Annotated in this window: 13 protein-coding genes, 1 rRNA gene and 2 pseudogenes; 10 read left to right on the forward strand and 6 right to left on the reverse strand. The window is 35.6% G+C overall.

Features of this window, described 5'->3' with window-relative positions; translation table 11 throughout:
• A 5S ribosomal RNA gene (gene rrf, locus ACJ5H0_RS23165) occupies positions 1-70 on the forward strand; the annotation flags it as partial.
• Positions 71-314: 244 nt separating this feature from the next.
• Here the strand turns inward: rrf and ACJ5H0_RS17595 are convergent.
• Positions 315-1,945: pseudogene (locus tag ACJ5H0_RS17595) on the reverse strand (acyl-CoA carboxylase subunit beta).
• A gap of 461 nt (positions 1,946-2,406) precedes the next feature.
• On the opposite strand from ACJ5H0_RS17595, the pseudogene ACJ5H0_RS17600 reads away from it, so the two are divergent.
• From ACJ5H0_RS17600 to ACJ5H0_RS17610, 3 genes and pseudogenes are all read left to right on the forward strand, one after another.
• Positions 2,407-3,286 (forward strand): annotated as a pseudogene (locus ACJ5H0_RS17600) (DMT family transporter).
• A gap of 13 nt (positions 3,287-3,299) precedes the next feature.
• Positions 3,300-4,382, forward strand: coding sequence for a putative type IX sorting system protein PorV2 (locus ACJ5H0_RS17605; protein ID WP_172283528.1), 1,083 nt, complete (start codon positions 3,300-3,302; stop codon positions 4,380-4,382).
• Between the two features lie 10 nt (positions 4,383-4,392).
• Entirely contained in the window at positions 4,393-5,148 is a 756-nt protein-coding gene (locus tag ACJ5H0_RS17610) for a hypothetical protein (protein WP_411251005.1), read from the forward strand.
• Between the two features lie 112 nt (positions 5,149-5,260).
• Here the strand turns inward: ACJ5H0_RS17610 and ACJ5H0_RS17615 are convergent, their stop codons facing one another.
• Positions 5,261-5,830, reverse strand: coding sequence for a fasciclin domain-containing protein (locus ACJ5H0_RS17615; protein WP_172283532.1), 570 nt, complete (start codon positions 5,828-5,830; stop codon positions 5,261-5,263).
• A 255-nt stretch (positions 5,831-6,085) separates the two neighbouring features.
• Between ACJ5H0_RS17615 and ACJ5H0_RS17620 the strand changes: the two genes are divergently transcribed.
• Positions 6,086-6,655 carry an RNA polymerase sigma factor gene (locus tag ACJ5H0_RS17620; protein WP_273650661.1) on the forward strand — a complete coding sequence of 190 codons (570 nt, stop codon included), beginning with the start codon at positions 6,086-6,088 and terminating at the stop codon, positions 6,653-6,655.
• Between the two features lies 1 nt (position 6,656).
• The gene (locus tag ACJ5H0_RS17625; RefSeq protein WP_411251008.1) at positions 6,657-7,475 is read left to right on the forward strand and encodes an anti-sigma factor; all 819 of its coding nucleotides are present in this window, start codon (positions 6,657-6,659) and stop codon (positions 7,473-7,475) included.
• A 71-nt stretch (positions 7,476-7,546) separates the two neighbouring features.
• On the opposite strand, the gene uvrC is transcribed toward ACJ5H0_RS17625, so the two are convergent.
• Both uvrC and ACJ5H0_RS17635 read right to left on the reverse strand, forming a co-directional pair.
• Positions 7,547-9,337, reverse strand: coding sequence for an excinuclease ABC subunit UvrC (gene uvrC / locus ACJ5H0_RS17630; RefSeq protein WP_411251010.1), 1,791 nt, complete (start codon positions 9,335-9,337; stop codon positions 7,547-7,549).
• Between the two features lie 89 nt (positions 9,338-9,426).
• Positions 9,427-10,191 (reverse strand): hypothetical protein, encoded by a 765-nt coding sequence (locus tag ACJ5H0_RS17635; protein WP_172283538.1) that lies wholly within the window; start codon positions 10,189-10,191, stop codon positions 9,427-9,429.
• 124 nt (positions 10,192-10,315) lie between these two features.
• On the opposite strand from ACJ5H0_RS17635, the gene hutH reads away from it, so the two are divergent.
• From hutH to ACJ5H0_RS17655, 4 genes are all read left to right on the forward strand, one after another.
• Positions 10,316-11,803 (forward strand): histidine ammonia-lyase, encoded by a 1,488-nt coding sequence (hutH, locus tag ACJ5H0_RS17640; protein ID WP_273650665.1) that lies wholly within the window; start codon positions 10,316-10,318, stop codon positions 11,801-11,803.
• A gap of 8 nt (positions 11,804-11,811) precedes the next feature.
• Complete coding sequence (locus ACJ5H0_RS17645; protein WP_411251013.1) at positions 11,812-12,228, forward strand: DUF2059 domain-containing protein; 417 nt, start codon at positions 11,812-11,814, stop codon at positions 12,226-12,228.
• A gap of 109 nt (positions 12,229-12,337) precedes the next feature.
• Positions 12,338-12,784 (forward strand): GNAT family N-acetyltransferase, encoded by a 447-nt coding sequence (locus tag ACJ5H0_RS17650; protein ID WP_411251016.1) that lies wholly within the window; start codon positions 12,338-12,340, stop codon positions 12,782-12,784.
• A 145-nt stretch (positions 12,785-12,929) separates the two neighbouring features.
• On the forward strand, positions 12,930-14,414 hold the full coding sequence (locus ACJ5H0_RS17655) for a S8 family peptidase (RefSeq protein ID WP_411251019.1): 1,485 nt from the start codon (positions 12,930-12,932) through the stop codon (positions 14,412-14,414).
• Positions 14,415-14,521: 107 nt separating this feature from the next.
• Here ACJ5H0_RS17655 and ygiD read toward each other — a convergent pair whose 3' ends face one another.
• The gene (ygiD, locus tag ACJ5H0_RS17660) at positions 14,522-15,349 is read right to left on the reverse strand and encodes a 4,5-DOPA-extradiol-dioxygenase (RefSeq protein ID WP_273650667.1); all 828 of its coding nucleotides are present in this window, start codon (positions 15,347-15,349) and stop codon (positions 14,522-14,524) included.
• Between the two features lie 76 nt (positions 15,350-15,425).
• The gene (locus ACJ5H0_RS17665; protein WP_172283548.1) at positions 15,426-15,938 is read right to left on the reverse strand and encodes a YceI family protein; all 513 of its coding nucleotides are present in this window, start codon (positions 15,936-15,938) and stop codon (positions 15,426-15,428) included.
• Between the last annotated feature and the right edge of the window lie 38 nt (positions 15,939-15,976).

Genomic DNA, 15,976 nt, shown 5'->3' on the forward strand with positions numbered 1-15,976 from the left:
CGAACACAGAAGTTAAGCCCACCAGCGCCGATGGTACTGCGACAAGCGGGAGAGTAGGTCGCCGCCAGTTTTTATTAAAAGTCTCATACATGAATTTGTATGAGACTTTTTTGTTTTATAACTATACATATCTATACCTACCAAACCATAGTAATAAAAGATAAAGGATCAGTGATGGATGATAAATGATAAAAGATCATCCATCAATCATTATTTATCAATTATCAGTTATGAACGATAGCTGGCTAATAAATACAAAAAAGCCCTACTTTTTCAAATAGGGCAATAAATATATATTGAAAATTGTACCATCATTAAACTTGTATTACTCCCAAATTAAATTTCTCTGTTATAGGAGAGTGATTAGCAGCTTCAATACCCATAGAGATCCATTTTCTGGTATCTGTAGGATTAATGATGGCATCAGTCCATAATCTGGCCGCAGCATAGGTAGATTCGGTTTGTTTTTGATATCTTTTGGATATGCTATCTAAAATTTCATTATGCTCTTCTTCACTGATTTCTTTTCCTTGTTTTTTTAATGTTGATTCCTGGATTTGAGCTAAAACTTTTGCAGCCTGAGCTCCCCCCCATTACGGCAAGATCAGCCCATGGCCATGCAACAATGAGTCGCGGATCATATGCTTTTCCACACATTGCATAATTTCCTGCTCCATATGAGTTTCCGGTAATCACAGTAAATTTAGGAACTACAGAGTTGGCTACTGCGTTTACCATTTTTGCCCCGTCTTTAATAATCCCTCCATGTTCTGATTTGGATCCTACCATAAATCCTGTAACATCCTGTAAAAAGATCAAAGGAATTTTTCTCTGATTACAATTAGCGATAAATCTCGTTGCCTTATCTGCAGAGTCGGAATAAATAACTCCTCCAAACTGCATTTCTCCTTTACCACTCTTTACTAATTTTCTTTGATTCGCAACAATTCCTACGGACCAGCCATCTATTCTTGCCGTAGCACAAATAATAGTTTTTCCGTAATCCGGCTTATATTCTTCAAATTCGGAATTATCTACCATACATTTAATAATATCTAATGTATCATATTGCTCAGCTCTTGAAGCTGGCATTATCCCAAAAATGTTTTCAGGATTCTCTTTCGGTGGAAAACTTTCAATTCTGTCAAAACCTGCTTTTTCAGTACTTCCAATAGATTTCATGATATTCTTAATCCTGTCTAAAGCATCTTTATCATCTTTTGCTTTATAATCTGTAACTCCTGAAATAGAACAGTGCGTAGTTGCTCCGCCCAGAGTTTCATTATCGATACTTTCACCAATGGCAGCCTTTACAAGGTAGCTTCCTGCGAGGAAGATAGAGCCTGTTTTATCAACGATCATTGCCTCATCACTCATAATGGGTAGATAAGCACCTCCGGCCACACAGCTACCCATAACAGCAGAAATCTGTATAATTCCCATAGAACTCATTTTGGCATTGTTTCTGAAAATTCTTCCAAAATGTTCTTTATCAGGAAATATCTCATCTTGCATAGGCAAATAAACACCTGCTGAATCTACAAGGTAAATAATGGGAAGTTTATTCTCCATAGCAATTTCCTGCGCTCTGAGATTTTTCTTTCCGGTAATTGGAAACCAGGCACCTGCTTTTACAGAAGCGTCATTCGCTACAACAAGGCATTGTCTACCCGAAACATAACCAATGACAACTACTACACCTCCTCCGGGGCAGCCTCCATGTTCCTCATACATCTCATAACCTGCAAATGCTCCCACTTCTATGGAATCTGAATCTTTATCGAGAAGATAATCAATTCTTTCTCTTGCAGTCATTTTTCCTTCTTCACGTAACTTTTGAAGTTTTTTCTCTCCACCTCCTTTTTTTTATTTCGGCAAGTAAACGATTTATTTCGGATAATTTTAATCTGTTTTGATCTTCTCGTTTGTTGAATTCGATATCCATAAAATTATAATTTTTTACGCCTAAAGATACTATTTTTAAAGAGAATATAAATTTTATTAAAACACGTGTTTAATAGTTTGGTTTACAGAAAATTGTGAAATATTTAACAAGAAATTATTTTTAATTAATTGATATTTTTTCTAACTTTACGTAAGAGTATTGAGGAGTATTATTGCTCTTTAATTACTCTGTTCCTAGTTTATTTTTTTAATAGTTTATTATTTGAAAGCCCCGAAAGTTGTCCAAATTTTCGGGGTTTTTTGTATCTGTATTTTGCGGTTAGATATATTAAGAATTTTTTGATCTCCTCATCATTAAATATGGCTCTTCATGAAAGTTTAGTAAATGAAAATGGGAGTTTATTATAATAATATCTGTTTTTCTTATTCAAATCTATTTTTTATGAAAGGAATTGGAAATGCTATTTGTAAATTTGCATTTTAAAAATTTAAAGGTAGGTTATGCATAAATTAGCACTTTTCAGATTGCATTTAATAATTTTTTTATGGGGATTCACTGCAATCTTGGGGAAACTGATTCATGCCAATGCTCAGATTCTGGTTTTCTACAGAATGCTATTTGCCGCGATATTCCTGTATGCTTACATAAGAATTTATAAAAAAGAGAGTATAAAAGTCTCAAAGAAAATATTTTTCCAATTGGCGGCGATTGGTACTGCAATGGCGGCTCATTGGTTTTGTTTTTTTTTATTCCATTAAAGTTTCGAATGTTTCTATTGCATTAAGCTGTTTATCATTATCTACTCTTTTTGCGTCAATATTAGAGCCTATTATTTTTAAAAGAAAAATAGATATTTCGGAAGTTATCATGGGAATTGTTATCGTGGCTTGCATCCTGCTGATTTTTAAAACAGAGTTTCAATATAAAGAAGGGATACTTTTTGGTGTCTTGTGTGCTATTTTTGGGACGATATTTTCCGTTTTCAATGGTAAGATGTTTGGGAAAACAAGTTCAGGGAATATTATTTTTTATGAAATATTCTGTGGATGGTCAGTTTTATTGATATTTTATTTATTTTCAGGGCAAATTTTTCAAATGAACGAAATAAACTACAGGGATTTGGCGTTAATATGCTTGTTAGCAAGTGTTTTTACCGCTTTTCCAATGTTGGAATCAGTGAATCTGATGAAGTATATTTCTCCTTTTACACTTATTTTAACAGTTAATTTAGAGCCAGTTTACGGAATTATACTAGCTTTTTTTATCTTTGGCGAATCGGAGCATATGAGCCCTATATTTTATATAGCATCATTGGTGATGATATTAGCAATTATAGCTAATGGGCTGATAAAAGCCAGAAAACAAAAAAAAACTAATTAAGCATCAAATTTATATGATGAAAAAATATCTACTATTCCTATTTTCTTTAGCATTTGGATTTTTTCAATCTCAGATCATTAGAAAATATTCCAATGAATTTTTAAATATAGGGGCAGGAGCAAGAGGCCTGGCGATGGGTGGAGCAGTTATTTCCAATCAGGATGACGTTTATTCTCCCATGTGGAATCCTGCAGGTCTTATGTCTATCGAAAGAGACTGGCAAGGAGCTGCGATGCACGCCGAATACTTTGAATCTATAGCAAAATATGATTATCTTGCCTATGCTAAAGTGATGGAAGAGGGAGTTTTCGGAGTCTCAGTAGTGAGATTAGGGGTAGATAATATCCTGAATACGACTCAAATGATCGATTCTGAGGGAAATATTGACTATGACAAAATCACCAAGTTTTCGCAGTCAGATTATGCTGCTATTCTGTCCTATGCATTTCATCCTGGCGGTAACACAAAATTGGATGTGGGTGTTAATGCCAAGATTGTTTACAGGAATGTAGGGAAATTTGCGAGCGGATATGGATTTGGTTTTGATGTCGGAGCAATTTATAAAGCTGATAATGGATGGAAATTTGGGGGAATGCTTCGTGATGCTACTACCACCGTTAACTTTTGGAGCATCAATCAGAAGGAGTTATCAACAGTTGTGAACGGAGAAGAGTTTAACCCTGCTCCAAAAGATAAAATGGAGCTTACTATGCCTAAACTTAATGTAGGAGCAAGTAAAATGTTTGAAATCAACAGCAGCGTTTATGTTTTACCTGAAGCTGGAATCAATGTGGATTTCGCTAAAACAGCAGCTTTAATTTCCACAGATTTTGCCAGTATAACACCATATGCAGGAGCGGAATTGGGATATCAGAAAATGATTTTTGTACGTTTGGGAGTGAATCGTTTTCAGTCTATCACGGATATTGAAGATCTGAAAAGAAAGGTTTCTTTTCAGCCGAGTGCAGGTTTGGGAATCAGATACCGAGGACTTACTCTTGACTATGCTATTACTAATTCAGGAATCGGAGGATCGAATTTTTATTCCAACTTCTTTTCACTTAAATTAGATATGGGAACATTTAGAAATGATTAAAAAATAAAATATGAAAAAGGGATTATTTGCTATATTGACAGTTTGTTCGATACTTGCTTTCGGACAAAAAGTATCTGATTATAAGTATATTTCTATACCTGAAAAATTCAGCACTTTTAAAGAAAGTTTCGATCTGGATATTACTTTGGCGAAAGCTTTAAAAGGTAAAAAATATGTTGTTCTTCAGGGAAGCCGGGAGCAATGGCCTGCTGAAGCTAAAGAAAATCCTTGTAATATTGTAAATGCCGATGTCATTGATGATAGCGGATTCTTAAGAAATAAAGTGATCGTTCAGTTTAAAGACTGTCATGATAAAGTATTACTGACCGGTAAAGGAGCATCAAATATTAAAGATTATAAAGAGGGATTTCAGGATGCATTAAAACAAACTTTTGTTTCTATTCCTGTTTCTTATCCAACGATAATAGCTGCTCCGGCTGAAACGAAGACCAACGAGCAGGTGCAGGTTGCTTCAATTCAGGATAACACTAATACAGCTTCATCAACAGGAACTTCTGTAAACAAATATAGTAACGGAGCAGTAACCCTACAGAAAATTCAGATTGATAATAGTCAGTTTATACTTGTGAAATCGGATAGCTCTGTTCCTTATGCGACTTTTAAGGAAACAACAAAAAAAGAGGTGTTCAGAGTGAAGCTTGCAAATGGAGATAATACTATCGGTTATTATGAAAATGGAAACATTGTAATAGAAATTCCTACCGGAAATGGTAGTTATTCTAAAGATGTTTATGCAGGTAAATAAGAAAATGTAAAAACTTCAGAGGTTTTTAGGAAACTAAATACAATAAGTAACCCCTTACCAAAATAACAATAGGTAAGGGGTTATTTATTAAACCATAAAAAAAAACTAAGAATTAAGGCATCAGAACCGTATCTATTACATGTATAACGCCATTAGACTGATTAACATCTGCTATGGTAATTTTTGCACTGTTCCCTTTCGCATCTTTTACATAAAGGTCTTTGCCTTTTGTCCAGAAAGTAACATCTTCTCCTTCCACCGTTTTCATCATACTTTTCCCATTTCCTGCTTTTACAGCGGCCCAAATTTCCTTAGCATTAAACTTTCCGGCAAGTACATGATATGTCAGAATTTTAGTAAGCATTTCTTTATTCTCCGGCTTAACCAGGTTTTCAACTGTTCCTTTTGGAAGTTTAGCAAATGCCGCATCTGTAGGCGCCAGTACAGTAAATGGACCAGCTCCTTGTAGGGTTTCCACTAATCCGGCAGCTTTTACTGCTGCTACCAGTGTTTTGTGATCCTTGGAATTAACTGCGTTTTCAATGATATTTTTGGATGGATACATAGCGGCTCCACCTACCATTACTGTTTTTTCTTTCATCGTTTGTGCAGTTACCGTTCCGCTAAATGCGAATGATAATACAACCATTCCGAATACTGCGATTTTTGATCTTGTGTTCATTTCTTTGATTTTTTTTAATTAAATAGTATTTGATTTCTTGTTATGATCATTTACGACATTCATCTTGTTTTAGATTTAAAGATTTTTATTTTTTTAGTCGTAAATAAAAATCCAAACAAACAGAACTAATGAAAAAATATGGATCTGTAGGAATTGATTTTAATATACCTTTCATATTCTTGTAATTTGTTAATTTCATATACGATGTAAAAGAACTTTTAGATTTTTGTTATTATATGTTTTATTTTATTACATTTGAATCGAAAAATATTCGCTATTAAAACAAACTATTCGGAGGAAGAACTTATCGTTTTATTGAAGGATAAAAACGAAGCTGGTTTTCATTATTTGTATGACCATTATTCCGGTGCACTATATGGTGTAGTACTTCGAATCGTACAATCAAAAGAATATACTGAAGAAATTATTCAGGATGTTTTTGTTAAAATCTGGAATTCTATCCAACAGTATGACAACAGTAAAGGAAGATTCTATACGTGGATGATCAATATTGCAAGAAATACAGCGATCGATTATCTAAAATCTAAAAGTTTTCAAAACGAATTAAAAAACCAACCAATTCCGGATTTCGTATATAACAGTGCTGAACTTTCTACCACAAACAATACCTCTGATTTTATTGGCTTTAATAATGTGCTTGAAAGTTTGGAAACTGATAAACAGGAACTTATTGATCTGGCTTATTATCAGGGATACACACAGAATGAAATATCTGATAAATTGAAAATACCCCTGGGTACGGTAAAAACGAAGATGCGGAATGCATTAATAAAATTAAAGGATTTGTTAAAAGATTATCAATAAATTGAACACTAAGGAATACATATCATCCGGAATTATAGAATCTTATATTCTAGGACTTGCTTCTCCCGAGGAGGCAGGCATTTTGGAGTGTGTGATGAAAAATAATGCTGAAGTAAAAGCTGCTTTTGATGAAGCACAAAAAGTACTAGAGGATCTGGCAACTGCTCAGGCTGTTGCCCCACCTAATGAGTTAAAATCTAAGGTTTGGGAAAAGATTCAAAAAGAACAAACTTTTGAAAAAATCATACCTGTAGCGCAGCCAACGCAGCCTGTCAGAGATTTAACAAATGGATCGAAAGAAATTGCAAATACAAAAAATAACATCTGGAAAACTTATGCAATCGCAGCTTCGGTCTTATTTTTAGTAAGCCTTACCGGAAATTTGTTTTGGATGAATAATCAGTCTGAAAACAAAAAAGAGATCGCAAAATTGGAAACTGAAAAACAATCTAAAGATGCGGCTCTGCAAAAGATGAATGAAAAATGGACGATGATATCCAGCCCTGATATGCAAATGGTTATGCTAAAAGGAGTGGAAAAACATGCAGATTCCAAGGCAATGGTATTTTGGGACAAAAAGACCAAAGAGGTCTATCTGAACGCAGAGGCTTTGCCTAAAGCTCCGGAAGGAATGCAATATCAATTATGGGCTATTGCAGACGGTAAACCCATAAGTGCAGGAATGTATACGGAAGAAAAAGATAGTAAAATTGCTCTTTCTAACATACCGAAAGCGCAGGCATTTGCTATCACCCTTGAAAAAGCGGGTGGAAGTGATGTGCCAACTATGGAAAATATGTACGTAATGGGAGGTGTATAAATACCTTCTGATCAAAAATAAAAGCGCTCTTTTGTTACATTACAAAAGAGCGCTTTTATTTTTAAAATTTGTTAGTCGTTAAAATACTCCCAAATAACCTTGGCTTTACTTTTACCCAATATTTCCTCTAATATTTCCAGGTTGGATTCTTTGATCCTTTTTACTGATTTTAATCTGGATAGTAATAGTTCAATTGTTTTTTCTCCTACACCGGGAATTTCTTCCAATTCAGATTTGATGGTAGAGTTTTTCCTTCTGGTCCTATGATGCTTTACACCAAAACGGTGAGCTTCATCACGAACCCTTTGGAGGATTTTAAGAGTTTCGGATTTTTTATCCAGATATAATGGGATAGGATCTTCGGGAAAGAAGATTTCTTCCAGTCTTTTAGCGATTCCGATAATAGTAATCTTTCCGTAAAGACCTAACAGCTTTAAACTTTTTACAGCTGATGATAGCTGGCCTTTTCCACCGTCAATCAGAATAAGTTGGGGAAGACTCTCTCCTTCGTCTACCATTCTTTTGTAACGACGATAGATCACTTCTTCCATAGTGGCAAAATCATTTGGACCCTCTACGGTCTTCGGATGAAAGATGCGGTAATCTGCCTTACTGGGTTTACCATCTTTAAAAACAACACACGCTGAAACAGGATTGGTACCTTGGATATTCGAATTATCAAAACCCTCTATATGTCTTGGCTCTACAGGCATTCGCAGTAGCTTTTGCATCTCAGCCATTATACGGTTGGAATGTCTTTCAGGATCTACAATCTGAACCTGTTTTAGTTTTTCCAAACGGTATTCTTTAGCATTTTTCTCGGAAAGTTCAACGATCCTTTTTTTATCACCAACTTTAGGAACAATAAGTTTTACATTAGGGATTTCAACGGATAAATGAAAGGGAAGCAAAACTTCTTTAGAGTCGGAACCAAACTTCTGACGAATTTCAATAAGAGCTTCTTCCAAAATATCCTCATCTGTTTCTTCAAGGATCTTTTTGATTTCTGTTGTAAAACTCTGGATTATATTTCCATTTCTGATCTTAAAGAAATTGACATAGGCAGCCGTTTCGTCGCTGGTCATTCCGAAAACATCCACATCGTCAATATTGGGATTGACAACGGTATTTTTTGCCTGATAATCTTCCAAAATATCCAGCCTTTCCTTGATGATCTGTGCATCTTCAAACTGCAGATTAGCAGCATGCTTCATCATCTGGTTAATAAGGTAATCTTTAGCTTTTCGGAAATCTCCTTTTATAATACCACGGATGGAGTCAATCTTTTCATCATATTCTTCTTTGCTTTCCAACCCTTCACAAGGACCTTCACAGTTCTTGATGTGATATTCGAGGCAGACCTTATATTTGCCATCTTCAATTTTACTGGGAGCAAGATTCAGATTACAAGTCCTGAGCTTATAAATATGTTTTATAGTGTCCAGTAGTATTTTTGCAGGGCGAACTTTAGCATAAGGACCGTAATATTCCGAACCATCCTTAATGATGTTCCTCGTAAGGAAAATCCTGGGAAAGGCTTCATTTTTAATGCAAATCCAAGGATATGTTTTATCATCCTTGAGCATTACATTGTAAAAAGGTTTATGCTCCTTGATCAGGTTGTTTTCTAATAGAAGCGCATCATACTCGCTATTCACAATAGTGGTTTCCAATCGCTGGATTTTTCCGACCATTATTTTTATCCTGTACCCCGATAAATTTTTATTGAAATAGGAAAGAACCCTTTTCTTTAGGTTTTTAGCCTTGCCTACATACAATAACTGTTCATTTTTATCGTAATAACGATAAACGCCAGGCTCAGAAGGTAAAGTTTTGAGTTGTAATTCTAAAGAAGGATTCATATAACAAAATTACGGAATCCATCCGGGATTTAAAAGAACAAAAAAGCTGTAGAATTTTCTACAGCTTTTGAAGTATTATGTAAGATATTTTATCCGTTGCTCATTTCAGTATACTCATTGACCAAAAAGCTGAAATAATCCCATTCAGCAGATTTCTTAGGATATTTTTTCATGAATTCTGCATTGTCACCAAAAAGAAAATCATAATTGTCTTCAAAGTCATCCTTATGCAGCCAAAGTACTTTATCTCCCTTTTTAATATAATAGGATTTGATTACACCGCCTCCGAGCTGAGGAGAACCTCCAATTGAAAAACCTCCCGTTTCTTTGGCTCTGGGATCATAGTACACGGAGATGATTTCACTAAAATCAGGATTGATCAATTGCATCAGAAATTCTTTATCCTCTTTTTTATTTTTCAGTGATACTGTTTGATTGACAAAGTGAATTCGTTCGCCGGTTGTGTTTTTAGTTAATTTTTTAGTTCCGAAATTCCGGATATTTCCCATGTATTTAGCAACTTTTGCTATTTTTTCGACGTTGCTAGGATAGACATACATTTCGCTGATCTGCTCAGCATTGAAGACTTCATTCTTTTTTGAAATACTGTCTTTAATAGAAACTTCATAGATCTGTCCTTTTTTGGTTTCTATTTTACTGCAAAAACCTTTATGAGAGCTTCCATCTTTTAAAATAATAGTAGACGTTTTTCTGGGAGATGGTGTATTAAAACCTTCGTTGAAAAGGTAAGTTTCCATCTTTTTAATTTGTTCTTTGGAGTATTTCACTTTGTCCTGTGCAAAGGAAGCTGTGCCCATAAGGCATAATGCAAATAGTAGAGTTTTAGATTTCATTGGTTATTTTTTAACGGACGTAAAAATAGCAAATTAAATTACTTTCTGCCGAAAAAATTAACGCTGTGAAATTTAGCTTTTACAATAGTCGCTAAATGTGTAATTTTAAAGAAATTTTTTAGAAATGATATACGGTGTAGATATTTTCACTTTCCATGATGTATTGGAAATCTGTAAAAAACCCAATAAAGCAAAACTTAATAAAGCAGCAAAAGAACAAATTTTAAAATCCCAGAAAAATGTTCAAAAAATTGTTGAATCTGATCGATGTGTTTATGGGATTAATACGGGATTCGGTCCTCTTTGTGATACGAAAATTTCAGCTGATGAAACAGCTCAGTTACAATATAATTTAATCATTTCCCACGCTGTTGGAGTTGGAAAACCTATTGATAAAGAATTTTCAAAGATTATGATGATTGCAAAAGTTCATGCATTATCAAAAGGATTTTCCGGTGTTTCTTTAGAGGTGATTGAAAGATTGATCCTGATGTTGGAAAAAGATATTATTCCTGTTGTCCCTGAGCAAGGTTCGGTGGGAGCATCCGGAGATCTTGCTCCTTTAGCTCATCTTGTTTTACCATTGTTGGGTCTTGGACAAGTTTGGGAAGGTGATGCCATCTATGAAACTTCTGAAATTTTAGAAAAACATAATCTGGATCCTTTAGCTTTAGGACCTAAAGAAGGGTTGGGGCTTATTAACGGTACCCAATTTATCCTGGCTCACGCAATCAAAGGATTGGAGAAGTTTGAATACTTATTGGATCTTGCAGATATGACTGCTGCCATGAGTCTTGAAGCTTACAGAGGCTCTGAAAGCCCTTTTAAAAAAGAACTTCACGAGATCAGACCTTTTGAAGGAAGTAAAAAAGTAGCAGCAAGAATGCTGAAATTCCTTAAGAACTCTGAAAATATGAAAGCACATGAGGATTGTGAAAGAGTACAGGATCCTTATTCTATGCGATGTGTTCCTCAGGTACACGGGGCAAGCAGAAATGCTTTTGAACACCTGAAAATGATGGCAGAAACCGAATTGAATTCTGTAACGGATAATCCGATTGTATTGAGCGCTGAGGAATCCATTTCAGGAGGAAACTTCCATGGTCAACTTATGGCTTTACCATTGGATTATGCAACTTTAGCTGCAGCTGAATTAGGAAATATTTCTGACAGAAGAAGTTATTTACTCCTGGAAGGGAAATATGGCCTTCCAAGATTATTGACAGAAAGCTCAGGACTGAATTCAGGATTTATGATTCCTCAATACACTTCTGCTGCTTTGGTTACAGAAAATAAAACACTTTGCTTTCCTGCATCAGCAGATTCTATTCCAACAAGCTTAGGACAGGAAGACCATGTTTCTATGGGAAGTATTTCCGGGAGAAAATTCAATCAGGTTCTTGGTAATCTGGTCAATATCTTATCTGTTGAATTGATGTTTGCGGCTCAGGGGCTAGAATTCAGAAGACCGGCTAAATGCTCAAAAATTATTGAAGAGAATTTCAGTATTCTTCGTTCCAAAGTAGCAAAACTGGAAGATGACAGATTAATCGGTAAAGATATGCTGGCTATTGCAGAATTAATCAATGATAGAAAATTCATTGTGAATTAGTAGTGAGGATGAAGAGAATAATTGCCGTAAGTATTTTGTTTTTAGGAGTAAATACCTTTGCTCAAATAAAAGAGGCGAAAATTAAAGAACTCATTGCTCTTACGGGAGGTGATAAACTGGCTTCCCAAGCAGTAAGTGAAAATATAGGAAAATATCAACAGGCATATCCGGGGGTACCCCGAAAATTTTGGGAAGAGTTTTCAAAGGAAATGAGTCCCGAAAAGTTTGCAGAAATTTATGTGCCGATTTACAATAAGTATTACACCGAAACGGAAATTGATGAGCTGATGAAATTCTACAATACGCCACTAGGAAAAAAAGTATTGGAGGTTATGCCATTGATTCTAAAGGAAAGTATGGAAGCCGGAAGAAAAATGGGAGAAGAAACATCCGCTGAACTCATGAAGAAAATAGATGCTGAATAAGGATATCTAAAATCTATTCTGGCATCTTCAGGATATTAAAAAAGGCTTTCTGAATGGAAGCCTTTTTTATTTTTTCAATTCGTTATCTCTTATATTTGCTGAAAAAACAATGATTATAAAAAGAGTAGATTCCTCTAATATCGATTTCCAGAATCTTGTGAAATTCCTGGATGAAGATCTTGCTATCCGCGACGGTAAGGATCATGCTTTCTACCATCAATTCAATGGAATTGATCTCCTTAAAAACTGTATTGTAGTGTATGTAGACAATATTGCAGTTTCTTGTGGTGCCTTTAAGATCTTTTCTGAAGATACGGTTGAAATCAAAAGAATGTATACGAGCCCGATGCAAAGAGGAAAGGGACTAGCCGGAAAAGCATTAACTGAATTAGAAAGCTGGGCTAAAGAGTCCGGTTTTAGCAGATGTGTTTTAGAAACCGGAATTATGCAGCCCGAAGCGATTGCTTTATATGAAAAAATGGGTTATAAAAGAATACCAAATTACGGACAATACATTGGGATTGAAAATAGTGTCTGTTATGAAAAAGAGATATAGAAAACAAGGGTATGTAAATCCTGGTTTTACTTTATTACAGGATGATTTGAGAAAATTAATATTCGGGAAATAGTAAATTAATATTCAGGGAATTACAATTCACGATAAAGTGTTATATTGGTGATACCAATCAAAAGTATAACATATGAGAAAAAATGTATTTTACCTTTTAGTCTTATTTTTCTTTATCGTATCATGTAACAGAGAAAGTATCCAAAATGAAACTTCCGGTCTTGAAGCTTATCAGAAAGATCCTCTGACAGCAAAACAAATTAACGCGGAAATCAATCAATCCATTAAAAGTAAAGGTTCCTTCAATTGGAGCCAGACTTCAGATCACTTCCTCTGGAGCGCCGTCTTCCGTGGAAACAGGATGGTGTCCATTGGATTTGGTTCTTCCAAAGATGATTTCGATAGAAGTAAATCTCCTAACAGCAGTGAAATAGAGAAAGAGCTCTTATCTGTCATCAAAAAGCATGAAGGAAAAGATGAAAGAGGATTTCTTCTTCTTTCTGATCAGTATCTTAATCAGATGGATGTTGTAATTGAGAAGCAGGAAACACTTACTGAACTCAGAAAGATGAAAACTATCAGATATCTGGAGCCTGCAGATTATCATTATTTTGAATATGAAGCAGCATATAATACAAATGCAAAATCTTCAGGGAGCGGTTCTTCAGGATGTGGCTTTTCTTCAACAACACTCAACACAGCTGATTATACAAGCACAACCCCAAGTGCAAAAATTCCATGGGCTTTTACAAAACACAGTATTCCGAATGCCTGGAATTACAGTACCGGCGCAGGTATAACTATTGGTTTGATTGATACCGGAGTTTCCCCTGAGCAAACCTTGTTGGGAAATAGTTTTAATAACGGAGCATCTTCAGGAAGAACCATCAGTAAATTCGGAGTTTATAACTCAGATGGTTCAGCAGATCAGTGTGGTCACGGAACAAAAATGGCTTCTGTAATGACTGCGCCAAGAAATAATGCCGGATTACCTGTAGGGGTAGCTTATAATGCCAATCTTATCGCATACAGGGCAGCAGAAAATGTTGTGTTGGAAACCTCAAGTGAACAAACTGCTGTTAAAACTGCTTTTACTGAGCTGGGCAATAACAATAACGTAAAGATTATCTCAATGTCGATGGGACATATATTTTCTGTGGGAAAAATTGAGGATGGTGTAAAATATGCCTACTCTAAGGGAAAACTTATTTTCTGTGCAGGGGGGACGTCAACAAGCTTTACCAATTTTGTGGGGGTGATATTCCCTGCCTGGATGCCGGAGACCCAAGCAATAACAGGAGTAAAGGAAAATACTTCCAATAAAAAATGTGATGTTTGCCACTCCGGAAGTCAAATTGATTTTACATTTCAGATGGAAAGATCTTCAGGAAGTAATGTTCCGGTATTGAGCTATTATAACGGACAGTCTGACTATGTAGGAGGATCTTCTGTTGCAACTGCGGCAACTGCCGGTATTGCAGCTTTAGTCTGGTCGAAAAATCCATCATGGACGAGAGAGCAGGTACTTACAAAAATGAGGCAGTCTGCTACTTACTATCCAAATCCGGATTCCAGTTATGGTTATGGGAATATCAATGTTCTCAACGCGGTTCAATAACTCATACAGGATAATAAAAAAAGGAAATATCTTCGGATATTTCCTTTTTTTATTTTTGAAAGTATAGACTTAAAACCAGACTGATTTAAAGTTAAAAATACTATAATTTATCCCACTCTTACACTTGTCATACTTAGTGACCCACCTATCAGCTCGTCATTGAATAGGCGAAGTTCTTCAGAAGAATCTTTTAATCCTAAAGTATAGATCAGAGGTAAATAATGATCTGGTGTTGGGACAGCATATTGTAAAAAAGTACCTTGTTTCTGATAGTCAATTATGTTTTGAAAATTACCATCTAGGAGCCAGTTGTTGGTTTTTTCCCTGGCTTCAATCGCCCAGTCCCAGCCCGCACCCACCGTATTGATGTTCTGCCAGTCGATCAATCTCAGATTGTGAACTATATTTCCGCTTCCGATAATCAGGATGCCTTTTTCCCGTAGTTTATTCAACCGTTTTGCGAGATCAAAATGATATTGCGGAGGTTGAGTGTAGTCGATACTCAATTGAATAACCGGGATGTTTGCATCAGGGTACATATGCTTAATTACAGACCATGCACCGTGATCTAATCCCCAATTGTGATCTTCTACGACCACCGAAGGAGCTAAAAGTTCAATAGTTTCTTTTGCCAATTCAGGGCTTCCGGGAGCTGGATATTCCACATCAAACAGTGCTTTCGGAAAACCTCCAAAATCATGAATGGTTCTTGGCATATCCATAGCCGTTACATATGTACCTTGAGTATACCAGTGAGCAGAAATACATAGAATAGCATTGGGAGTTGGAATTTCACTAGCTGATTTTCTGAACCCCTGAACAAACTGATTTTCTTCAATTGCATTCATGGGTGAACCATGACCCAGAAATAATACGGGCATTCTCTCTGTGTTATTGAAATGGTCACTGATGTTTTGTAAATCGTTGAGGTTCATAATAGGGTTTTTAAAAAAGAAAAAGGTTCAAGGTTTTTAGAAATCCCTGAACCTGATTATAAGTATTATGATACAATTATGCTTGCTTTACAAACTGTAGTTCACCAGCTACTTTTACCTCATCGCTTACCATTACACCTCCTGCTTCAAGCGCTGCATTCCAGTTTAATCCGAAGTCTTTTCTGTTGATTTTTCCTTCAAAAGAAAAACCAGCTTTTGTATTACCCCATGGGTCTTTATTGATACCCCCAAAATCTACGTCCAAAGTTACAGGCTTTGTGATTCCATTGATCGTAAGATTTCCGGTTATATCTCCATTCAATGCCTGAGACTCAAACGTAATGGTAGGGTTTTGCTCAGCATTGAAAAATTCTTCAGACTTTAAATGGTTATCTCTGTCTACATTGTGTGTTGAAACAGAATTGGTTTGAATCGTTGCACTGGTTTTAGCATTAGAAAACGTATCATCATCAGCTTCGATTTCTGCATTGAAATTAGTGAAGCTTCCTTTAATACTGGAAATCATCATGTGTTTTACTTTGAAAGTAATTTCACTGTGTGCCGGGTCTAAATTCCATTTTGTTGCCATTGTGTTGTATTTTTTATTTGTTATTTATATTGCAAATG

The sequence above is a fragment of the Chryseobacterium proteolyticum genome (assembly GCF_046591535.1).
GTDB lineage: Bacteria > Bacteroidota > Bacteroidia > Flavobacteriales > Weeksellaceae > Chryseobacterium > Chryseobacterium proteolyticum.

Bases quoted from the DNA above. Each gene is read 5' to 3' on its own strand.
- ACJ5H0_RS17605 (WP_172283528.1), top strand. From the start codon at position 3,300: ATGATGAAAAAATATCTACTATTCCTATTTTCTTTAGCATTTGGATTT.
- ACJ5H0_RS17610 (WP_411251005.1), top strand. From the start codon at position 4,393: ATGAAAAAGGGATTATTTGCTATATTGACAGTTTGTTCGATACTTGCT.
- ACJ5H0_RS17615 (WP_172283532.1), bottom strand. From the start codon at position 5,830: ATGAACACAAGATCAAAAATCGCAGTATTCGGAATGGTTGTATTATCA.
- uvrC (WP_411251010.1), bottom strand. From the start codon at position 9,337: ATGAATCCTTCTTTAGAATTACAACTCAAAACTTTACCTTCTGAGCCT.
- ACJ5H0_RS17635 (WP_172283538.1), bottom strand. From the start codon at position 10,191: ATGAAATCTAAAACTCTACTATTTGCATTATGCCTTATGGGCACAGCT.
- hutH (WP_273650665.1), top strand. From the start codon at position 10,316: ATGATATACGGTGTAGATATTTTCACTTTCCATGATGTATTGGAAATC.
- ACJ5H0_RS17645 (WP_411251013.1), top strand. From the start codon at position 11,812: ATGAAGAGAATAATTGCCGTAAGTATTTTGTTTTTAGGAGTAAATACC.
- ACJ5H0_RS17650 (WP_411251016.1), top strand. From the start codon at position 12,338: ATGATTATAAAAAGAGTAGATTCCTCTAATATCGATTTCCAGAATCTT.
- ACJ5H0_RS17655 (WP_411251019.1), top strand. From the start codon at position 12,930: ATGAGAAAAAATGTATTTTACCTTTTAGTCTTATTTTTCTTTATCGTA.
- ygiD (WP_273650667.1), bottom strand. From the start codon at position 15,349: ATGAACCTCAACGATTTACAAAACATCAGTGACCATTTCAATAACACA.
- ACJ5H0_RS17665 (WP_172283548.1), bottom strand. From the start codon at position 15,938: ATGGCAACAAAATGGAATTTAGACCCGGCACACAGTGAAATTACTTTC.